Here is a 22158-nt window from a genome sequence, read left to right on the forward strand (position 1 = left end):
CCCGGTCCGGAACGGAGGACAATATGCAATTTGGAATGCGCTTCCGGCGGGAGGATGCCGCCGATAAGGTAAACGATCGTTTCTGGCACGAAATCGAGGGCACGCCGCTTGACGAAGTGCGCCGCATTCAGGAAGAGCGACTGCGTGCGCAGATGGCCTATCTCAAGACGAACTCGACCTTCTATCAGGAAAAGTTAGCCGAAGCGGGCGTGGAGTTCGACGATATTCGCACCATCGAAGACCTGCAAAAGCTGCCCTATACTTACAAGACCGAGATCCGCGAAAGCCTGGCCGCCGAGCCGCCGTTTGGCAAACACCGCGCCGCGCCGATGGCCGACATCATTCAGATGCAGGCCTCGTCGGGCACCACCGGCAGCCCCTCATATGTTGCCCTTACCGAATCCGACGCCAAAATGTGGCACGAGATGACAGCGCGCTGCTTCTTTGCCAATGGCGTGCGCCCCGGCGACATGGTGTTGCACGCGTTTTCGCTGGCCAAGGGCTTTGTCGGCGGCATCCCCGTGATGCAGGGATTGCAGTACATGGGCACAATCGATGTGCCGGTGGGGGCGGATGGCGGTGCGGAGCGGCTGCTGCGCGCTTGCGCCGACACGCGTCCGCGCTGCATCGTCGGCGCGCCGAACTTCGTGCTGCACCTGGCGGAAAACGCGCCAGAGGTGCTGGGATGCAAGGCCAGTGAGCTGGGAGTGGAACAGGTGATCGTCGGAGGAGAGCCCGGTGGTGGCATCCCGGCAATTCGCGCCAAGATCGAAGCGGCCTGGGGTGCGAAATGCACCGAAATGCTGGGTGGCACCGATCTGGGTGTGACCTACTGGGCCGAATGCGATGCCCAGTCGGGGATGCACATGGTCAACATGGACTATATCATCACTGAATTGCTCGACCCCGAGAGCGGCGACATCATCCCTTGGAAAAAAGGCGCCGAGGGCGAGATGATCTATACCGCGATTGGCCGTCAGGCGAGCCCGGTGGTGCGTTTCCGGTCCGGCGACTATATCGAGGTGATCGACACCGAATGTTCCTGCGGGCGTACCGGACCCAAGATCCGCTGCACCGGCCGGACCGACGACATGCTGATCGTGCGCGGGGCCAATGTGTTCCCGTCGGCCATCAACAGCGTGATCACCGAGATGGTGCCGGACACTAACGGCGTCATGCGCATCGTGGCCGATTTCGAAGGTCATACCACGCAGGGCGCGCTGAAAGTGATCGTCGAACGCGGACCCGACCGCGATACCGCGGACGATGCTGCCCTCAAGAAGAAAATCGAACAGCGCCTGCGCGATGCCCTGGTCTTCAAGGCCGACGTTCACCTGGTCGCGCCCGACACTTTTGAAAAACCCGGCGCCGCCAAGGTTGCCTTTGTTCTGAGAGAATATCCCGACCTGCCATGACAAAAATGATATCCCTGCTCGATACCGGGTCAGATGACTTCCGGCAAAACGATACACAGTATCGCGACAAAGTCGGCGAGCTGCATGCCCTTCGCTTGCAACAACGTGTCGGTGGCCCTGAAAAGGCCCGCGAACGGCACGTGTCGAAAGGCAAGATCCTGCCGCGCGAACGCGTCGAACGGCTGATCGATCCGGGCACCCCCTTTCTGGAAGTCGGGGAGCTTGCCGGGCTGAACAAATATGATGGTGTACCGCCGGGGGCGGGCATCATCACTGGCATCGGCGTGATCGAGGGCCGCCAGTGCATGATCATCGCCAATGATGCCACCGTGAAGGGCGGCACCTATTTCGGCATGACCTGCCGCAAGCACGTGCGCGCCCAGAAGATCGCGTGGAAGAACCGCCTTCCGGTGATCACGCTGGTCGATTCCGGCGGCGCGTTTCTGCCGGATCAGGAGAACATTTTCCCCGATGAGGGGCAGTTCGGATCGATCTTTCACCAGCAGATCGGCATGTCCGGTGACGGTGTGCCGCAGATCGCGGTGGTCATGGGCCCCTGCACTGCGGGTGGTGCCTATATCCCGGCGCTCTGCGACGAGGTGGTGATCGTGCGCGGTCAGGGCTTTATGTATCTGGGCGGACCGGAACTGACCTTTGCTGCCACCGGCGAAAAGGTGGATGCCGAAGAACTTGGCGGCGGCAAGATGCACTCGTCCGTGTCGGGTGTGACCGACCATCTTGCCGAGGATGACGCCCACGCGCTGGCCATCACCCGCGAGATCGTCAGCCATCTGGGCGAAAAACCCCTGCCCCGCAAGACGCCCAAGACGCCGCGCGCGCCCGCCTATCCGGTCGAGGAAATCTACGGCATCGTCAGCCGCGACCCCAAGGTGCCAACCGACAACCGCGAGATTGTCGCACGGCTGGTGGATGACAGCGATTTCCACGAGTTCAAGCCGCTTTATGGTGACACGATCATGACCGGCTGGGGCCGGATCCACGGCCACGAAGTGGGCATTCTCGCCAATACCGGCGTGCTGTTCGTCGAGGCCGCGTTGAAGGCGACGCATTTCATCAACCTCTGCGTACAGCGCGACATTCCACTGCTGTTTCTGGCGGATGTGAACGGCTTCATGGTTGGCCGCGAGGTCGAACAGATGGGCATCGCCAAGGCGGGTGCCAAGATGATCACGGCCATGTCTTCGGCCCGGGTGCCAAAGTTTACCATCATCACCGGCGGCTCTTACGGGGCGGGATACCTGGCAATGCTGGGCCGCCCGTTCCAGCCGGACGCAATGTTCGCCTGGCCAACAGGACGGTCCGCGATCATGGGGCCGGAACAGGCCGCCAGCGTGCTGGCGCAGGTCCGCGCACAGATCAACGAACGCGAAGGCAAAAGCTGGACCCCCGAAGAGGAGGAAGCCTTCAAGGCGCCCATCCGCAAGGAATACGAGGATTTTCAAGGTGCTTACAATTTTGCCTCTAACCTCTGGATCGACAGCGTGATCGAGCCTTGTGAAACCCGCGATGTCATGGCGCTCATGCTGGATGTGACCTCGCGCAGACCCAAGGCCGAAACCAATTTCGGCGTGTTCAGGATGTGAGGAGCGAATCATGAAAATCAAAACGCTTCTAATCGCCAATCGCGGCGAAATTGCCTGCCGGATCGCGCGCACCGCGCGGGCCAGCGGTATCACCCCTGTTGGCGTGCATTCCGAAGCCGACGCCAATGCCCTACATGTCCGCGAGATCGGGCAATCAGTCTGCATCGGTGCCGGACCGGCGTCCGAGAGCTATCTGAAGATCGACGCGGTGATTGCCGCCGCGAAATCGGTCGGCGCGGATGCGATCCATCCCGGTTATGGCTTTCTGGCCGAGAACTCTGATTTTGCCCGTGCGGTCGAGGCCGCCGGCATGGTCTTCATGGGGCCGACCCCGGACACGCTTGACCGTTTCGGCGACAAGGCCAGCGCCAAAGAGGCTGCCGTGGCCGCCGGCGTCCCGGTTATTTCGGGTGCCGAAGGCGCGTGGTCCGATCCGCAAGAGATTGCCGATGAAGTCCGCGCAATGGGCCTGCCCGTTCTGCTCAAGGCCGTCGGCGGCGGTGGCGGGCGCGGCCAGCGGCTTGTCACCGATGAGGCCACCCTTGTGGAAGACATCGAAGGCGCCCTTCGCGAGGCGAAATCCACCTTTGGCTCCGAAGGGCTGTTGCTGGAACGTTTCCTGCCAGAAGCGCGCCATGTCGAAGTGCAGATCGCGGGTGATGGCAAGGGGCACGTGGTGCACCTGTTCGAACGTGACTGCACGCTTCAGCGCCGTCACCAGAAGGTTATCGAAGAGGCTCCGGCTTGGGGCTTGCCCCGTGCGCTGCTGGACGAGATCGCGCATGACGCGGTGCGCCTGGGTGAAACGCTTGACTATCGCGGCCTCGGCACGGTGGAGTTTCTGGTCGCGGGCGAGGATTACTTCTTTCTTGAGGTGAACCCCCGCATCCAGGTGGAACACCCCGTCACCGAGGCGATCACCGGCCTGGATCTGGTTGCTCTGCACCTGCGCATTGCCGAAGGCGCAGGCCTTGGTCTGGTGCAGGATGATCTGGCGATCAATGGCCACGCGGTCGAGGCGCGGCTTTACGCCGAAGATCCGGCGATGCAGTTCGCCCCCTCAACCGGCACCTTGACCACGCTCAGCCTGCCGGAAGGTTTGCGCATCGACAGCGGTGTCGAAGAAGGCGACGCAGTGACGCCCTTCTATGATCCGATGATCGCCAAACTGATTGTGCATGCACCCGACCGGGAAACCGCCTTGGCGCGGCTGGCGACAGCCTTGGACCACGTCGCGGTTGAGGGTGTGCAAACCAATCGCGCCTTCCTGACGGCGTTGGTGCGGAACCCGGAATTCGAACGGATGCAGGTTCACACGCGCTGGATCGACGGCAGGCTGGACGAACTGACACAGGCAGCCCCCCTTGTCCGTCCCGATCTGTGGAAGGCGGCAGCCGCCATTCTCTTCGTGGCCAAGTCGCGTGGCGGTACTGATGCCAATCCCTGGACCAACCGTGACTCCTTTACCGGCTGGCGGCTTGGCCTGGGCGGTGATGCGATCGAAGCGGGGCCGAGTGTGACGCTCACCGATTCAGACGATGAATCCGAGGAATTGCGCATCGGACCTGTCAAACCGGGTGCCAAATACACCGTCCATTCGGAAAACGGCGAAGCGCTGACACTGTCCGCCCGTGAAATCACGCCGGGCCGCTGGCGCCTGAGTGAAGGCGACACCGTCCACCTGATCGAAGCACGTCTGAGCGCCGGCGTGATCGAACTGGACACGCCCGAAGGCCGCCTGGTCTTCCGTCCGGCCGCGCCCCTCGCCTTTGCTGGCGGTGATGCGGTGGCAGATCGCGCCGTGACCTCTCCGCTGACAGGGATGATTGTCGAAATCAAGGTCGCCGAAGGCCAGGCTGTCGCAGAGGGTGACGTGGTTGCGGTGATGGAATCGATGAAACTTGAAATCTCGATCCGGGCGGCTGCAGCCGGGATCGCCAGCAACATTTCCGTCTCGAATGGGGACATGGTCGATCGCGGCCAGGTCATCGCCGAGATTCTACCATCCGAGGAGTGATGACATGAGCGACTTTCCCAAATTCGTCGAATTTCGAGAAGAAGGCCCGCGTGAGGGATTTCAGATCGAAAAAAAGATCTATCCGATCGAAGAACGGATCGAACTGATCGACATGCTCAGCGAAACCGGTCTGAAGCGCATTCAGGTCGGTAGCTTTGTCAGCCCGAAATATGTGCCGCAGATGGCAGACACCGGGGAGTTGTTCCAGCGTATCAAGCGCAAGCCGGGCGTGAATTACACGTCGCTGTGGCTGAACGACAAAGGGTTTCGCAAGGCCCTGACGGCGCATGAGGTCGATATCGACCCGCGCCTGCTGTTCTATCCTTCCGAGGCATTTGCCCAATCGAACAACAATTGTTCGTCCGCAGACATGCGGGAAAAACAACGCGACTGGGTTCGTCTTTACAAGGAAGAGGGATATACGGTCGACGCGGCCTATGTGATGACCGCCTTCGGCTGCAACCTCGAAGGCCCCATCCCGCAAGAACGCATTCTGGACGATTTCCGCTTCATTCTTCAGCTTTGCGAAGAAGAGGACATCCCCGTGCCAATCCTTGTGATCGCCGACACCATGGGCTGGGGAAACCCCGAGGCGGTCAAACGCATGATCGACGCCCTGCGCGAAATGGCGCCCGAGGCGCGCATCGGTATGCATATCCACGACACGCGGGGGCTTGGGATCGCCAATCTCCATGCCGCCCTGTCGATGGGTGTGGACATGTTCGAAAGCTCGGTCGCCGGTCTTGGCGGTTGTCCTTTCGCGGGCCACGGCCACGCCCGCGCCGCAGGAAATGTCTGCACTGAGGATGCGGTGTTCCTGTGTCACGAGCTCGGCATCGAAACCGGCATTGATCTGGACAAGCTGATCGCAGCGGCGGCCAAGGCGGAAGAGATCATCGGCGTACCGCTCATGGGCCGGGTCATGCATACCGGCGGCCTGGACAAATATCGCAAGGCAAGCTGAGGGAGATGAGAATGTCAAAGGCACTTGATGGAAAGGTTGTTCTGGTCACCGGGGCCGGGGGCGGGATCGGGTGTGACATCGCCTTGATGGCAGCCTCCGAAGGCGCTGCCGTTGTGGTCAATGATCTGGGCGCGTCACTGAAGGGCACCGGACAGACGGAAACTGCGGCGCAGAAAGTCGTTGAAGAAATCAAGGCCGCCGGGGGCGACGCCATTGCCGATGGCGGCAACGTCACCGACCCCGACGCCGCCCGCGCGATGATCGAGGCCGGTGTCAAGGAATTCGGCCGCATCGACGCGGTGGTGAACAACGCCGGCATCCTGCGTGACGGGTTCTTCCACAAGATGACATACGAGGATTTCGACGCGGTGGTGAAGGTCCACCTGTACGGCGCCTTCAATACCAGCCGCGCGGCGGCCGATTATTTCCGCGAACAGGAGGGCGGTGCTTTGGTGCACATGACCTCGACCTCGGGGCTGATCGGCAATCTGGCGCAGGCGAACTATTCGGCCGCAAAGCTGGGCATCGCGGCCTTCTCGAAATCGGTCGCGCTCGACCTGAAACGTTGGAACGTGCGTTCGAACTGCATCGCGCCCTTCGCCTGGAGCCGGATGATCTCGTCTATCAAGACAGACACCCCGGAACAGGTGGCGCGTGTCGAGAAGATCAAGGAAATGACACCGGCCAAGGTCGCGCCAATGGCCTGTTTTCTGATGAGCGACCGCGCGGCTGACGTTTCCGGTCAAATCTTTGCGGTTCGCAAAAACGAGATCTTCCTTTTCAATCAGCCCCGCCCCGTGCGGTCGGTCCATTCCGGTGATGGCTGGACCGCCGATGAAATCGCCGAGCGCGCCATTCCCGCGCTCAAATCACAGTTCACGCCGCTCGAAGTTTCGGCGGATGTCTTTTCATGGGATCCGGTCTAATGAAAAAACGCAAAGAAAAAATCAGCTCCGATATTGCCTGGAGCACCTCTGACAAGATCAGCGTGCGTGGCCTCGACCTGCCGAACGAGATCCTCGGGCACATGAACCTCGGCGATCTGGCGTTCCTGCAGTTGACGGGACGGAAAGCCACGCCCGAGGAAAGCCGGGTGTTCAACGCCGTCGTCATTACCCTTGTCGAACATGGCATCACGCCTTCGGCTCTGGCGGCGCGGATGACTTACATGGGTGCGCCGGAATCGCTTCAGGCGGCCGTTGCGGCCGGGCTGTGTGGGCTTGGCACCGTCTTTGTCGGTTCGATGGAGGGTTCCTCGAAAATGCTTTACGAGGCGCTGCCGCAGGACAAGTTGGGCACCGGTGTCGATCTGGATGCGCTTGCCGTCGAAACAGTTGAAAAATTCCGCGCCCGCAAGGCCATCGTGCCGGGGCTTGGCCATCCGGTGCACAAGCCCGTCGATCCGCGCACGCCGCGCCTGTTCCAGATCGCCGCCGAAAACGGAAAATCCGGTGAATACATCGCGTTGATCCAGAAAATTCAGGCCGTCGCCGAAGAAAAATCGGGCAAGATGCTGCCGATCAACGCCACTGGTGCGATCGGTGCAATCTGCTGTGAATTCGGCTTCCCCTGGAAGATCGTGCGCGGCTTTGGCGTCATGGCGCGTGCCATCGGTCTGGTCGGTCATATCCTCGAAGAGAGCGAAAACCCGATTTCCTATGAGCTGTGGCAGCGCGCCGAACAGGAAATTCTTGAAACGTCGGGACCGGGAGCGAAGTAACCAATGCAGACGTCAGCCCCAGACACTCACACCGATCTGCGCGACGCCTTGCGCGCACTTTGCGCGCAGTTTCCGCCAGAATATCATCGCAAGTTCGGCGAAAACGAAACCTACCCCGAGGAATTCGTCGATGCGCTGACCCGCGAGGGCTGGCTCGCGGCGATGATCCCCGAGGAATACGGTGGCTCGGGACTGGGCTTGACGGAAGCCTCGATCATCATGGAAGAGGTGAACCGCTGCGGTGGCAACGCGGGTCATTGCCACGGGCAGATGTATAATATGGGCACGCTGCTGCGGCACGGGTCGGACGCGCAAAAGCAGAAATACCTGCCCAGTATTGCCAGCGGCGAGTTGCGCCTACAATCCATGGCCGTGACCGAACCGACAACCGGAACTGACACCACCAAACTGAAGACCACCGCGGTCAAGAAGGGTGACCGGTATGAGATCAATGGCCAGAAGGTCTGGATCAGCCGCATCCAGCATTCTGACCTGATGATCCTTCTGGCACGCACCACGCCTCTGAACGAGGTCAAGAAAAAGTCGCAGGGCCTGTCGATCTTTATGGTCGATCTGAAAGAGGCAATCGGCAACGGCATGGAGGTCCGCCCCATCGCCAATATGCCCGGCCACGAAACCAATGAAGTGTTTTTCGACAACCTGGAAATCCCCGCTGAAAACCTGATCGGGACCGAAGGGCGCGGGTTTTACCATATTCTTGACGGGCTGAACGCCGAACGGACCCTGATTGCAGCGGAATGTATCGGTGATGGATACTGGTTCGTTGACAAGGCCCGCGCCTATGCCGGCGACCGCGTGGTCTTTGACCGTCCTATAGGCCAGAACCAGGGCGTGCAATTCCCCATCGCCAGGTCCTATGTGAACATCGAGGCCGCCAATCTGATGCGCTTTGAGGCCTGCAGACGTTTCGATGCCGGGCTGGATTGTGGGGCGCAGGCGAATATGGCCAAGCTGCTGGCTTCGGAAGCCAGCTGGGAAGCGGCCAATGCCTGCATCCAGACCCATGGCGGCTTCGGTTTCGCGCGGGAATACGATGTCGAGCGCAAGTTCCGCGAGGCCCGACTGTATCAGGTGGCCCCGATCTCGACCAACCTGATCCTGTCCTATGTCGGCGAGCATATCCTCGGCATGCCGCGATCCTTCTGAGTTCGCGACCATGAGTGAGATCGACCTAGACGCGCTTGCGCCCTGGCTGGGACGCACCGAAACCAGTGAAGATGTTCTGACGCAGGGGCTGATCGACAAATTCCGTGCCACATTCGGCCCGCACCTTTGGGGCGGAGCGGGTGATGTTCCGCTGGGAATTCATTGGTGTATTGCCCTTGATACCGTGCCAGCTGCCGCCCTGTCAGAAGATGGCCATGCCGCAAGGGGTGGATTTCTGCCCCCGGTACCGCTGCCCGCCCGCATGTGGGCCGGCGGCGATGTTACACATATCGCGCCGCTGACGATCGGTGAAACCTTCACCCGCCGCTCGTCGATCGGGGATATAACGGCCAAGCAGGGCCGCAGCGGAGCGTTGGTCTTTGTGACCATCGAACACGAGTATTTTAGCGGCAACCGGCTTTGTATCCGGGAACAGCAGTCGATTGTCTTTCGTAAGATCACCGCGCCCCGCCCGGTGAAGAGCGCACCCGGCGCGGGCGACCCCGCCACGCTCAGATCGAGCCTGACTCCGGATCCTGTGCTGCTGTTTCGCTATTCGGCGCTGACGTTCAATGCCCATCGCATCCACTATGACCATGTCTACGCCACCGAAGCCGAAGCCTATTCCGGGCTTGTTGTGCATGGCCCATTGCAGGCGACGCTGCTTCTGAACCTGGCGGCGAATGCGTTGAAGACGTCGCCCCACCGGTTTTCTTTCCGCGGACTCGCACCGCTGACCCTGCCCTGCGAATTGCAATTGCACAATGAAGGGACCGGTGCCTCCGGGACAGTCTGGTGTCAGGATCAAAAAGGTCTTCGAAGCTTTTCCGCAGAGTACGCGGCTGTCTGATCGGTTTTCTTCGGTAGCGAATTCAGTTGTTGACTAAATTTTCTAACATCTGTTAGATTGTGCGGGGAAACTTGGTAAACAGCCCAGGCAAACCTCTGAACAAAGAGGTGGGAGGAGAAACGATGCGAGGAAAACTCGTTCTCAACGGACAACCCTACGGTAGGGCTGTGCGCGACTCCATGACGTGTCGGGAAAAGACACGGGCTGCATCATGACTACGAATGGCGGGATCGTCTCAGCGCCGCTTGCGGTGCGTGGTGCAACTTTGAAATTTGGCGGTGTGACGGCGCTCGACGATGTGAGCATCTCTGTAAACGACGATGAATTGCTTGCGATCATCGGCCCGAACGGTGCCGGAAAAACATCACTTCTGAACGTTACTGCGGGCTTCTACCGTCCGCAGAAAGGCCGTGTCGAATTGTCTGGTCAGGACGTGACCGGCCTGCGTGTTGACCAGATCGCCCGGCGCGGTTTGGCGCGGACGTTTCAGGGCACCCATCTTTTTGCCGGGCAGACCGTGGTGGAAAACATCATGATCGGCCGTCACATGCTGATGAAATCGAATGTGATCCAGGCCTTTTTCCAATTCGGTCCCGTGATGCGCGAGGAATCGGAACATCGCGAAGCCGCTGAAGAGATCATCGACTTTCTGGAGATCGAGGCAATCCGCAACCGGCCCGTGGGCACGTTGGGGTACGGGCTGCGCAAACGTGTCGATCTGGGCCGTGCATTGGCGCAGGAACCGTCGATCCTGCTGATGGATGAACCGATGGCCGGTATGAACTCGGAAGAGAAAGAAGACCTCGCGCGCTTCATTCTCGATGTGCGGGAAGCGCGCAAGATTCCGGTGGTTCTGGTCGAGCACGACATGGGCGTGGTTATGGACCTTGCCGACCGGATTGTGGTGTTGGATTTCGGGCGGGTGATCGCCGAAGGCACCCCGGAAGAAATCCAGAAGGACCCGGCTGTGATCAAGGCATATCTGGGGTAGCGGGATGGTCAAACAAAGAACAGCAATGGTCTATTCAGACCCGGCAGTGACACATAGCGAAACCCTGCCACAGGTGTTGCTCGCGCGTGCAATCTCCTCGCCGAACGACCTCGCCGAACGCCACAAGCGCCTTGGTATCTGGCGTGAATTCACCTGGGCCGATGTGCTTGACAGGGTTCGTGCCCTGGCTCTCGGGCTGGAGAACCTGGGCCTGTCGGCGGGCGATTCCGTCATGATGATCGGCGAAAACGAACCCGAACATTTCTGGGCTGAATACGCCGTCCAGTCATTGGGCGGCAAAGTCCTGTCCGTCTATCCGGATCAGAACGCCGAAGAGATTCTGTATCTGGCCGAAGACTCGCAAACGCGGATTTTTCTGGCGCAGGATCAGGAGCAAGTCGATAAATGCATCGAGATCGCGGGCAAATACCCGGGTGCCCTGGCGATCGTTTACTGGGATGATTCCGGCCTCTGGGGCTATGATCATCCCCTGTTGCATTCCTTTGAAAGTGTGAGCGCGGCTGGACGTCAGATCCACGCCAAAGAGCCTGCCAGATTTGAAGAACACGTCAAACGCGGGCGGGCGGACGATACCGCCTTGCTGTCCTATACCTCCGGGACCACGGGAAAACCCAAGGGCGTTGTCATCAGCCATCGTTACCTGTTCGACAACTGCTCGCGGGTGATGGGGGCAATCGAAATCGCGCCAGGCACGGAATACCTGACCTACATTTCCCCCGCCTGGGTCACGGAACAGATTTTCGGCCTGTCGATCGGTTTGATCGCGCCCATGGTCGTCAATTTCCCCGAAGGCCCCGAAGACGTGCTGACCAACATTCGCGAACTGGCGGTTGACGCGCTGGTGTTCAGCCCGCGCCAGTGGGAGAACCTCGCCTCTATCGTCCAGGCCCGGATGTTGGGTGCGGGCAAGTTCCGCAATGCGATGTACAATTGGGGTATGAAAGTCGGCCGCAACGTTTATGTCGAGCGGCTGGAAGGGCGCAGCCCCAGCCTTGCCGCACGCCTGCAGCTTCCCTTTGCCGAGGCGCTGGTGCTGCATCACCTGCGCGACAATCTTGGCCTTGGTAAGGCCAAAAACGCAATGAGCGGCGGCGCCCTGATGGCACCTGACGTCTTTCGCATGTTCCACGCAATGGGCGTCAAACTGCGCAACGTCTATGGCGCGACCGAAATCGGCCTTCTGACTGCGCATGTCGGCGAAAGCTATCAGCTGGAAACCAGCGGCAGCTGGATGCAAAGCAACACGAACTACGGCGAACCGCTGGACTACAGAGTCTCGGACGAAAGCGAGCTTCAGGTGCGGGGCGGATCGGGCTTCGGCGGCTATCACGGCAAGCCCGAAAAGACCGCAGAGGAGCTGACCGAAGACGGTTGGTACAAGACCGGTGACGCGGTGTCCATGACCGACGACGGCGAGCTTTTGTTCTTTGATCGTGTCAAGGACATGCGCCGCCTGGCAAACGGGCACAGCTATCCGCCGCAGTTCATCGAAACGCGGTTGCGCTACAGCCCCTTCATCAAGGATCTCATGACCCTGGGCGACGAAAGCCGTGACTTCGTCAGCGCGCTTATCAATATCGATATGGAAGTTCTGGGTCGTTGGGCGGAAGAGAACAAGATCAGCTTCTCGACATACACCGATCTGTCGCAAAAACCCGAAATTCTGGAGCTTATCAAAGGCGAAGTGGCGCGCATCAATGGCCTTCTACCCGAAGGCTCGCGCATCGCGCGGTTTGCGAATTTCCCTAAAGAGCTCGACCCGGATGAAGGCGAGTTGACCCGCAGCCGGAAACTCCGGCGGGCCTTTTTGGAGGAACGATATGCAAACCTTGTCGAAGCGATCTATGGCGGCGGTGACAAGACCGATCTTGAAATCGCCGTGACCTATCAGAATGGCCGTCAAGGCGTTCTCAAGGCCACGGTTCGCGTATCAGATGTCGAAAACGCATCGAAGGCTGCCAAGCGGCAGTCCAAAACCTAAGGGAGGTCGGCGAAGATGGTTTATTTCATCAATGACATTATAACCGGGGCTTTGATCGGCCTACTATATTCGCTGGTGGCCATGGGCTTTGTCGTGATTTACCGCGCCAGCAAGGTATTCAACTTCGCGCAGGGCGAACTTGTGATCATCGGCGGGTTCATCGTCTGGTTCACAACGATGCAAGCGGGGCTTAGCCTTTGGTTGTCGATACCGCTTTCGCTGGTTCTGGCTGGCTTGGTCGGCTACGCAATCGAACGGATTTTTCTGACAAAGCTGATCGGTGAATCGGTTTTTTCGATGGTCATGGTCACTGTCGGCCTGCTGATCCTGTTGCGCGGGCTGGTGCTACTTGTGTTCGGTCCCGCCGTGCGGCCCTTCCCGATCATTTTCCCGCTGAAACCGTTGTTCCTCGGTGATATGTTGATCCCGATGAACCTCCTTATGGGTGGGATCATCACCATTGTCGCCGCCGTCGGGCTGTCGTGGTTCTTCAACCGGACCCGGTCGGGTCTGCGGATGACCGCAGTGGCAGAAGATCACGTCGTGGCATCTTCGATGGGGATTTCAGTGAAGGGCTCGATTGCCTTTGCCTGGGTGCTTGGGGCAATCCTGTCCACGATCGGTGCAATGATCTTTCTCAGCGGCAAATCGCTGACCTTCCTGGCCTCGGATATCGGGTTCGCGGCCCTGCCGGTGGCGCTGTTTGCCGGGTTGGAATCCATCGGCGGGCTTATTCTGGCAGGAATAATCATCGGAATCGCCCAGAGCCTGACCACCAACTATCTTGACCCGCTGATTGGCGGCTCACTTGGCAGTGTCGTGCCATACATCATCATGCTTGCCATTCTGCTGATCCGGCCGACCGGCCTGTTCGGCTGGCGCACAATCGAGCGGGTGTAATCCATGGATCCCTCCGGTATTTTCCCGACAAGCTATCGCAGTGACAGACGTATTATCCGAACGCGCTGGCAGGTGCTTGCCCTCGTCTTGTTCATGGCTCTGCTGTTGTTAGCGCCTTATCTGGTAAGCGGGCGTATCATCGCTATCCTGAACATGATGATGATCAGCGCCGTCATTGCCGTAGGGCTTCAGATCTGCACCGGCTATGCGGGCCAGATTAACCTGGGTCAGGCGGCTTTCATGGGGGTCGGGGCCTATACGGCCTCGATACTTGCCTCGAAGACCGGCCTTACATTCTTATTGACGATTCCTCTGGCCGGCCTCTCGGCTGCGCTATTCGGCTTTCTCTTTGGTTTGACCGCGGCGCGGATCAAGGGGTTTTATCTGGCTCTGACCACGATTGCGGCACAGTTCCTGTTCCACTTTGCCGTATTAAACCTGCCGTCAACCTGGATGGGTGGATCAAACGGTATCACCGTGCCGCCCGCAGAACTTTTTGGGCTGCGCTTCGTTGGCGAAACTGCGCAGTTCTACATGAATTTTGCGGTCACCGCGATCATGGTCGCGGGCGCATTCGGGATCGTCCGGTCACGCTTTGGCCGTGCCTTCGTGGCGGTCAGGGATGATGACGTGGCCGCAGGTATCATGGGGATCAATGTCGCGGCCACCAAGGCGAATGCCTTCCTGATCGGCGCTTTCTATGCGGGTGTCGGCGGGGCGCTGTGGGCCTATCTGATCCGCTTCGTGGGGGTGGACCAGTTCACCCTGTTTCACTCGATCTTCTTTGTCGCGATGATCATCGTCGGCGGGATGGGATCAATCGTGGGAGCCCTGGTCGGTGTCTTCATTATCCGCATCATCCAGGAAATCATCGCGACGGTCGGCCCCAATATTGCCGACTCGGTATCATTCCTTGGCGGAGACATCGTGTTCGCCGGCATGAATGTCGTTCTTGGCGGCGTGATCGCATTGTTCATGATCCTCGAACCCAAGGGGCTGATGCACCGCTGGAACATAATGAAATCATCTTATCGTATCTGGCCGTTTCCCTACTGAAAAAATAGAGCGGCTCTTAACCTGGGAGGAAAAATATGACTTACCAAACGAAACAAGGCCTCCGCGGCCTGCTGGCAGCGTGTGCCATAGCTGTTGCGGCAACTATGCCTTTGAAAGCGCAGGCGGAGACAACCTATAATCTCGCCCTGCTGTCGGACTTTTCCGGCCCCTATGCTGACATCATGCCCATTCTGGCGGGCGGACGCGAGGCTGTGTTCACCTGGTGGAATGAAACCCGGGGCAAGGAACTTGGCGTTACGCTGAACTATAAGAACTACGAAACCCGCTATGACGCGGCACAGGTGGCGAGCCTCTGGCCCGGGATCAAATCGGAACTGGATCCGATTGCGGTCGTCGGCCTTGGCGGGCCTGACGTTGCCGCCCTTTCCGAACGCCTGCCGGAAGACAAGATTCCGATGTTCATGGCCACGGCCAGCTACGGTTTTGCCTGGAAACCGAATTCTTGGATTTTCAACCCGCGTCCGACCTATTCGCACGAAAGCGCCGGCTTTCTGAACTGGATGCGTGAACAGCGAGGTGGAGACGGTCCGCTTAAGGTTGCGATCCTGGCTTCCGAGGCCTCGCCTGCCTATGTCGATATGGCAAAGGGCCTCGAACTCTATGCCGAAGAGCACCCCGAGGAGATTGACCTCGTCGAGGTCATCTATACCGAAGTGCAACCGACCGATCTGACGGGGCAAATGCGCCGCGTCGTGCGGGCCGGGGCCGAGGCGCTGATCATCCAGACGAACACTTCTATCGTAGTTGCGGCGAAACGTGGACTGCAGGCCAACGGTTCGAACATCCCGATCATGATGAGTTCGCATAACGGGCTTCCGGCCTCGGGCGGCGCGCTTGGCGGGCTTGATCAACTGGAGGGCGATTTTGAAGCCTACGGCATGGCGATCGCGGCCGATGAGGACACTCCCGCGCGGCAATTCTATGAAACACTGGTTGCCGATTATGGGCTCAAGGCGCCCTGGAACGTCGTGACCGCAATGGGCGTGTCTCAGGGCCTCTTTGTCGCGACCGTGATCGATCACGCGATTGCGGCGAACGGTGCCGAGGGCCTGACCGGAGAGATGGTACGCGAGGCGCTCTTTGCCGGGCCGATCACGACCGAAGAAACCCACGGCTTTCTTCCATCCCTCACGTTCACTCCCGAAGCGCCTTTCCCTTTGGAAGGTCTCAAGGTGAATGTGGGCACTGTCAAAGATGGCAAGATCACCATCGAAGCGATCGGCGTCGACGTTCCTGACGTTCAGAAGTGGTGAATTAATCCGGGCGCCGCAGTCGCGGCGCCCGTCCTGATCCTTGGCCCCGGGCAATATGACCATGCTGGAACTCAATAATGTAGAAGTGACCTATTCCGACGTCATCCTGGCGCTCAAAGGCGTGTCCATGACAGTCAGTGAAGGTCAATGTATTGCTCTGCTCGGTGGCAATGGCGCGGGCAAAAGCACGACGCTCAAGGCCATCTCGGGAACGCTCAAATCCGAGGATGGAACCGTTTCGGCAGGGTCCATCGTTCTGGACGGAACCCCCGTTCAGAACATGGAAGCCTCGGAAGTCGTGAAGAATGGCCTGATCCACGTGATGGAAGGCCGGCGCGTGTTGCGCCATCTGACGTCAGAGCAGAACCTGATCGTCGGCGGACACATGGTGCCCAATTCCGCCGAGCTTAAAAACCGCCTGGACCATGTTTACACCTTGATGCCTCGGCTTGCCGACCTCCGAAATCGAACCTCTGGCTTCATGTCTGGTGGCGAACAGCAACTGCTGCTGATTGGTCGGGCCATGATGGCCAAGCCCAAGATCATCGCGATTGACGAGCCGTCCCTGGGTCTGGCCCCGATGATGATCCGGGATGTTTATGAAGTGCTCAAGCAACTCAAATCAGAAGGCACTACCTTTTTCCTGGTCGAACAGAACAGCGCTGCTGCACTGTCGATCGCCGACTACGCCTATGTGATGGAAAATGGCCGTATCGTGATGGATGGCCCGGCAGACAAGCTCGCTGACAACGAGGACATCAAGGAGTTTTATCTTGGTGTCACCGCGTCCGGCGAACGCAAAAGTTATCGTGCAATCAAACATTATCGCCGCCGCAAGAGGTGGCTGGGATAGGAAAGGAACGAAGATGAGTGAACTGCTATCCATCAAGGGTCGTACCGCAGTAGTAACCGGAGCGGGTCAGGGCGTGGGCCGACAAGTCGCGCTTTATCTGGCTGAACACGGGGCCGGTGCCGTCATCGTCAACGATTTTCACGCCGAACGGGCCGAAAGCGTTGCCGCGGAAGTGGAGGCAGCCGGTGCAAAGGCGATGCCGCTCGCGTTCGATGTGTCGGATTTCGACGCGGTCGGCGCGGCGTTTGCCGAGGCTCAGAACGCCTTCGGCGGCGTGGATATTCTGGTCAACAATGCAGGCAACGCCGGGCCGACATCGCGTCTTGACGATCTTGTCCCGTTTTGGGAGTCGGATCCCACCGAATGGCGCCGCTGGATGGCGACCAATTTCGATGGGGTTCTGAACTGCACCCGTCACGCCATGCCCTTGATGGTCAAAGGTGACTATGGGCGCATCGTGACCGTCATTTCCGACGCCGGTCGCGTCGGCGAGCCGCATCTGGCGGTTTATTCCGGTGCCAAGGCCGGTGCGGCAGGCTTCATGCGGGCCATCGCCAAGGCGGGTGGCCGGTTCGGGATCACCGCGAATTGCGTCGCCCTGGGGGGAACGAGAACGCCGGCTGTTGCCGACCTGATCCCGGATGCAGAGACCGAGAAGCGGGCATTGTCGCAATATGTGATCCGCCGTCTGGGCGAGCCGGAAGATCCCGCCGGAATGATCCTGTTTCTCTGCTCGGATGCCGCCAGCTGGATCACCGGACAGACCTATCCGGTGAATGGCGGGTATTCTTTTGCCTGCTAGAGCCGAAAGCGGACGGAAGCCGCCTCTAGCTGGCGCTGTCCGAAAGAACGCTGTCATTGTCTGCGCCAAGCTCTGGTGGCAGGTCAGGGGCTGCGGTCTCGAAACCATCGAACTTCAGAGGCTGGACAAGGAACGTCTCGGTCCTGCCGCTGTCATGCGCGATCGTGCGCAGCAACTGTCGCGCACGCACATGGGGGTCGTCCAGCGTTTCGACCAAGGAATTGACCGGACCCCAAGGCACGCCCGCCTTGTCCAGAAGATCGCCCCATTCGGCGCGCGTCTTGCCGACCAGAACCGCCGCGATCTCTTCGCGGAGCGCGTCCTTGCGGGCGACACGGTCGCGGCCTGTCAACGGCGCAAGATCCGCTCTGTCGATCACATCGCAGAACGGTTGCCAGAACCAGTCCTCATGCGCGATGGACAAGGTCATGAGCTTGCCGTCCTTGCAGGTGAACACGCCGTAGCCCGGCTCGGCGATGAACTCGCCCAGCGGTGTGCCGTTGGCCGCCGGAACAAGGAATGCCGTCAACATCGAAACCACAGCGTCCGACATGGACACGTCCACGAAACGCCCCTGTCCCGTCCGCTGGCACGATACGACCGCCGACAGGATTGCGATCGCCGCGAACAACGCCGCGCCCACATCCGCGAGGGGGATCGCCGGAACAGGGCCCGGTTGCCCTGCATCGGCCTGATCGGCCAGCAGGCCGCCAACGCCTTCGTAGCTCAGGTCGTGGCCGGCACGGTCACGATAGGGGCCGTCCTGCCCGTAGCCCGAAATCGACACGTAGACCAGCCGCGGGTTGACGCCACGCATGTCCTCGAACCCGGCGCCCAAGGCCGCGAGCTTTCCAGGGCGGAACCCTTCGACGATAACATCCGAAACCTTGGCCAGTTCGCGAAACCGTGCCAACCCGTCGACCGATTTCAGATCCAACGCGACGCTGCGCTTGCCCCGGTTCAGAGCCCGGAACAACGGCGGAAACTGCCGGGCCGGATCACCGATGCCCGGACGTTCGATCATGATCACCTCGGCCCCCATGTCGGACAACAGCATTGTCGCGTAGGGGCCGGGAAATTGTTCAGCAAGGCTGAGAATCCTCAGGCCGGCCAGGGGTGCATTACTCATATCAGTCTCCAGCTCTTGTTTTGTCCGCGTGCGGGTCCGACCCAGTGCAGCGCAGATCGCCGGGAAAGACAAGACAAAAAACCAAACTTCCATTATTTTTCAGGATCTTAGCATGAATGAAGCAAAGCAGACGCTATTTGTTGAGCGGGTGGCAAAAACTGAATGGATTACCTTCCAGCGCACCGAACAGCTCAACGCGATGTCAACGCAGATGTTGCGAGAGATCGCGGCCGCGCTGGAATCGGCGCTGGCCGACGATGCGGTTCGCACAATTGTCCTGACCGGTTCTGGCCGGGCATTCTGCGCCGGTGCCGATCTGAAAGAAGTTGCTGGCACCAAACATGCACCGGGCGAGCCGGATCTGATTGATCTTGTCGATCACACGTTTGGACTGATGCGACATGGGCCCAAACCCGTGATCGCCGCCGTGAACGGGCTGGCCATGGCGGGCGGTCTGGAAATGGTGATGGCCTGCGACCTGGTCTTTGCCGCCGAAAGCGCGCAACTGGGCGACGCACATTCCAATTTCGGGGTCTTTCCTGGAGCAGGCGGTGCGGCGATCCTGCCGCGCAGGATTGGACTGAACCGCGCGAAATACCTGCTGTTCTCGGGCGAGAACGTTTCGGCGCGGGACATGATGGACTGGGGGCTGGTCAACAAGGTCGTCACGGACGAAAACCTGCGCAACGCGGTGCAGACCTTTACCGACAGGCTGGCAGACAAAAGCCCGGCGGTCTTGCGCCGTATGAAGGCGGTTGCTAACCGGTCGCTGGATGTGGACGAAACCGCCGCCCTGTCCGAAGAGATGCTGAACCTGCGCGCGCACATGCGGTCCTGGGACATGCACGAGGGCCTGTCGGCGTTCAATGAAAAGCGAAAACCGCAGTTTCGCGGATACTAGATCAGGAGGACAAACGATGCAGGACATTTACGTCGTTGGCGTCGGGATGACGCCGTTCGGAAAATTCCGGGACAAAACCATCAAGGCCATGACCGGCGAGGCCGTCGCCGCCGCCCTTTCAGACGCCGGAGTGACGGCTGATCGCATCGACGGCGCGTTCTTCTCGAACGCGGTGCAGGGCCACATGGAAGGCCAGCACATGATACGGGGCGAGATCGCGCTACGCGAGATGGGCATTCAGGGCATTCCGGTGGTGAATGTCGAAAACGCCTGTGCCAGCGCCTCGACCGGGTTCAAACTGGCGGTGGATTTTCTCAAGGCGGGCAATGGCGATTGCTGCCTCGCCATAGGCGCCGAAAAGATGTATTCCGACGACCGCGCGTTGATGTTTTCGGCCTTCGACAGCGGCTGGGACGTCAGCAACGGCGACGAGGTCGCGCAACGGCTGGCCGATCTGGGTACCGGAGTCGAGGAACCCGAAGGATCGAAATCGCCCAAGCCCTACAGCGTGTTCATGGATGTCTACGCAGGCTTCGCGCGGTTGCACATGAAGACCTTTGGCACCACGCAGGAACAGTTCGCCGCCGTCGCCGCCAAGAACCATGCACATTCCGCGCATAATCCGCTGGCGCAGTATCGCGATGCCATGAGTGTCGATCAGGTTCTGGCCGCGCCGCCCATCACCTATCCGCTGACCCTGCCGATGTGCGCCCCGATCTCGGACGGTGCCGCGGCGGCCGTGCTGTGCACGGGCGAAGGGCTCAAGCGGCTGGGGCTCGATCCCGCCCGCGCGATCAAGGTCAAGGCCGCGATCCTGCGCTCGGGCACCGACCGTCCGCCGGAAGATTACAAGAACCACCTGACCCGGCTGGCCGCGCTTCAGGCCTATGAACAGGCCGGGCTCGGCCCCGAGGATATGTCAGTTGCCGAAGTGCATGACGCCACGGCCGTCGGTGAAGTGATCCAGATCGAGAACCTCGGGTTTGTCGAATTCGGTGAGGGCGGCCCGGCCAGCCTGCGCGGCGACACAAAGATCGGCGGACGCATTCCGGTGAACCCTTCGGGCGGATTGGAATCCAAGGGCCACCCGGTCGGGGCCACCGGTATCGGGCAGGTCTTTGAACTGGTCACGCAGCTGCGCGGCGAAGCCGGCGCGCGTCAGGTCGAAGGGGCACAGAACGCCATTGCCGAAAACGGTGGGGGCTTGCACGGGGTAGAAGAAGCTGCCGCCTGCGTCACCATTCTCGGCCGCTGAAACAAGGAAAAAACTATGGAAAACGTGATCGCCGCCGCTCAGGCAATCTATACAGACGAGCAACGCATGTTGCTGGAGCACTTCCGCAAGATGGCCGAGGCAGAGTTCGCTCCGCTGGCCGAGAAATACGAAGACCTCGGACACCCGCCCGATGCGAAAACGCTGAAGTCCCTGTTCGCCAAGGTCGAGGAATTCGGGCTGATCAGCGGCCTGATACCCGAGGAAGACGGCGGTGCCGGAATCGACCGCATGACCTATGGCATCCTTTACGAGGAACTGGCCCGGATATGGGCCGATCTGGCAATTGCGGTCCTGATCCAGGGTCATGCCGTGTTCGCCGTCAACCTTTTGGGAAATGCGGCGCAGAAAGAGGCCTATCTGAAGCCGCTCCTGCGCAGTGAACGGATCTGTGCCACGTGTATTTCCGAACCAGAGGTCGGCTCGAACGTGCGCGAGGTCAAGACCCGTGCAGACCGCGAGGGCGACAAGATTTTCGTCACCGGCCAGAAGCTCTGGATTTCCAATGGGGCCCAGTCGGATTTCGCCATCGTTGTCTGCAATCTGGACGACGGTATTTCCATGGTCATCGTCGACCGTGACACCGGCGGATACGAAAGCCGCGAATTGCGCAAGATGGGGCTTGTCGGTGCTTCGACCTGCGAATTGTTTTTCGACCGGGCGGAAACCACCGCCGAGCATGTTCTGGGTAATGCGGGCGGAGGCCTGTTCCAGACTTTGAAGCTGTTTGAAAGCGCTCGCGTGTTTGTCGGCCTGACGAGCATTGGCATTGCCCAGGCAGCGTTGGAATGTGCCGTCAAATATGCGCAGGATCGCGAACAGCATGGCAAGCCGATCGGCGGGCACCAGTTGATCCAGGGCTACCTGGCCGACATGGCCACGCACCTGGATGCAGCGCGCCTGTTGTGTCAGCGCGGGCTGCAACTTTTGGACCTGGGCGTGCGCTGCGACACCCAGACCTCGATGGCGAAATGGTATGCGACAGAGATGGCGGTAGAGATCGCCGGAAAAGCGGTGCAAATCCACGGCGGCAACGGCATCACCAAAGAGTTTCCAGTCGAACGGCACTTTCGCAATGCCAAGGTCATGCCGATCCCGGACGGGACCACCGAGATTCAGAAGCTGGTCATCGGCCGGAACCTGACCGGGTTGAACGCGTTCTGACTCTTGAACTGACTTGGGAGCGGCCAGGATGTCCTGGCCGCTCCCAAGTCTGTTGGAACGCTTTCCGGTTTCAGCC

Annotated in this window: 19 protein-coding genes; 18 read left to right on the top strand and 1 reads right to left on the bottom strand. The window is 59.9% G+C overall.

Translation table 11 applies throughout. The annotated features are described in order from the left end of the window. The first annotated feature begins 23 nt into the window (after nt 1-23). From AC5EFR_RS00480 to AC5EFR_RS00550, 15 genes are all read left to right on the top strand, one after another. Nucleotides 24-1415: a phenylacetate--CoA ligase family protein gene (locus AC5EFR_RS00480; protein ID WP_341235578.1), complete on the top strand. Its 1392-nt coding sequence runs from the start codon at nt 24-26 to the stop codon at nt 1413-1415. Beyond that, complete coding sequence (locus tag AC5EFR_RS00485; protein ID WP_027238757.1) at nt 1412-3019, top strand: acyl-CoA carboxylase subunit beta; 1608 nt, start codon at nt 1412-1414, stop codon at nt 3017-3019. The genes AC5EFR_RS00480 and AC5EFR_RS00485 overlap by 4 nt, the downstream gene beginning before the upstream one ends. Nucleotides 3020-3029: 10 nt before the next feature. Then, nucleotides 3030-5036 (top strand): acetyl/propionyl/methylcrotonyl-CoA carboxylase subunit alpha, encoded by a 2007-nt coding sequence (locus AC5EFR_RS00490; RefSeq protein ID WP_341235579.1) that lies wholly within the window; start codon nt 3030-3032, stop codon nt 5034-5036. Between the two features lie 4 nt (nt 5037-5040). Continuing rightward, a complete protein-coding gene (locus AC5EFR_RS00495; RefSeq protein WP_027238755.1) occupies nt 5041-6000 on the top strand; it encodes a hydroxymethylglutaryl-CoA lyase in 960 nt (319 codons plus the stop codon). 11 nt (nt 6001-6011) lie between these two features. After that, nucleotides 6012-6926 (top strand): SDR family NAD(P)-dependent oxidoreductase, encoded by a 915-nt coding sequence (locus AC5EFR_RS00500; RefSeq protein WP_341235580.1) that lies wholly within the window; start codon nt 6012-6014, stop codon nt 6924-6926. Beyond that, complete coding sequence (locus tag AC5EFR_RS00505; RefSeq protein ID WP_027238753.1) at nt 6926-7720, top strand: citryl-CoA lyase; 795 nt, start codon at nt 6926-6928, stop codon at nt 7718-7720. Before AC5EFR_RS00500 ends, AC5EFR_RS00505 begins: the two co-directional genes overlap by 1 nt. A gap of 3 nt (nt 7721-7723) precedes the next feature. Beyond that, nucleotides 7724-8887: an acyl-CoA dehydrogenase family protein gene (locus tag AC5EFR_RS00510; RefSeq protein ID WP_027238752.1), complete on the top strand. Its 1164-nt coding sequence runs from the start codon at nt 7724-7726 to the stop codon at nt 8885-8887. Between the two features lie 10 nt (nt 8888-8897). Then, nucleotides 8898-9737, top strand: a complete 840-nt coding sequence (locus AC5EFR_RS00515; protein ID WP_027238751.1) for an HTD2 family dehydratase — start codon at nt 8898-8900, stop codon at nt 9735-9737. Between the two features lie 211 nt (nt 9738-9948). After that, a complete protein-coding gene (locus AC5EFR_RS00520; RefSeq protein ID WP_036784113.1) occupies nt 9949-10728 on the top strand; it encodes an ABC transporter ATP-binding protein in 780 nt (259 codons plus the stop codon). Between the two features lie 25 nt (nt 10729-10753). Then, entirely contained in the window at nt 10754-12730 is a 1977-nt protein-coding gene (locus tag AC5EFR_RS00525; protein WP_027238749.1) for an AMP-binding protein, read from the top strand. Between the two features lie 15 nt (nt 12731-12745). Next, the gene (locus AC5EFR_RS00530) at nt 12746-13630 is read left to right on the top strand and encodes a branched-chain amino acid ABC transporter permease (protein WP_027238748.1); all 885 of its coding nucleotides are present in this window, start codon (nt 12746-12748) and stop codon (nt 13628-13630) included. Between the two features lie 3 nt (nt 13631-13633). After that, a complete protein-coding gene (locus tag AC5EFR_RS00535; RefSeq protein WP_027238747.1) occupies nt 13634-14686 on the top strand; it encodes a branched-chain amino acid ABC transporter permease in 1053 nt (350 codons plus the stop codon). Nucleotides 14687-14790: 104 nt separating this feature from the next. Next, nucleotides 14791-15960: an ABC transporter substrate-binding protein gene (locus AC5EFR_RS00540; RefSeq protein WP_240476211.1), complete on the top strand. Its 1170-nt coding sequence runs from the start codon at nt 14791-14793 to the stop codon at nt 15958-15960. 61 nt (nt 15961-16021) lie between these two features. Beyond that, nucleotides 16022-16813, top strand: coding sequence for an ABC transporter ATP-binding protein (locus AC5EFR_RS00545; protein WP_027238745.1), 792 nt, complete (start codon nt 16022-16024; stop codon nt 16811-16813). 13 nt (nt 16814-16826) lie between these two features. Then, nucleotides 16827-17615, top strand: a complete 789-nt coding sequence (locus tag AC5EFR_RS00550) for an SDR family NAD(P)-dependent oxidoreductase (RefSeq protein ID WP_027238744.1) — start codon at nt 16827-16829, stop codon at nt 17613-17615. A gap of 25 nt (nt 17616-17640) precedes the next feature. Here AC5EFR_RS00550 and AC5EFR_RS00555 read toward each other — a convergent pair whose 3' ends face one another. Further along, a complete protein-coding gene (locus AC5EFR_RS00555; protein ID WP_036784160.1) occupies nt 17641-18744 on the bottom strand; it encodes a CaiB/BaiF CoA transferase family protein in 1104 nt (367 codons plus the stop codon). Nucleotides 18745-18772: 28 nt separating this feature from the next. On the opposite strand from AC5EFR_RS00555, the gene AC5EFR_RS00560 reads away from it, so the two are divergent. Genes AC5EFR_RS00560 through AC5EFR_RS00570 form a run of 3 tightly spaced genes read left to right on the top strand, consistent with a single transcriptional unit; the run spans nt 18773 to nt 22082 of the window. Next, a complete protein-coding gene (locus AC5EFR_RS00560; protein WP_493574092.1) occupies nt 18773-19645 on the top strand; it encodes an enoyl-CoA hydratase/isomerase family protein in 873 nt (290 codons plus the stop codon). Nucleotides 19646-19661: 16 nt separating this feature from the next. Further along, the gene (locus tag AC5EFR_RS00565; protein ID WP_027238741.1) at nt 19662-20900 is read left to right on the top strand and encodes a thiolase family protein; all 1239 of its coding nucleotides are present in this window, start codon (nt 19662-19664) and stop codon (nt 20898-20900) included. A gap of 15 nt (nt 20901-20915) precedes the next feature. Then, nucleotides 20916-22082 carry an acyl-CoA dehydrogenase family protein gene (locus AC5EFR_RS00570; protein WP_341235581.1) on the top strand — a complete coding sequence of 389 codons (1167 nt, stop codon included), beginning with the start codon at nt 20916-20918 and terminating at the stop codon, nt 22080-22082. The last annotated feature ends 76 nt before the right edge of the window (nt 22083-22158 follow it).

This window comes from Pelagimonas sp., from assembly GCF_058892305.1.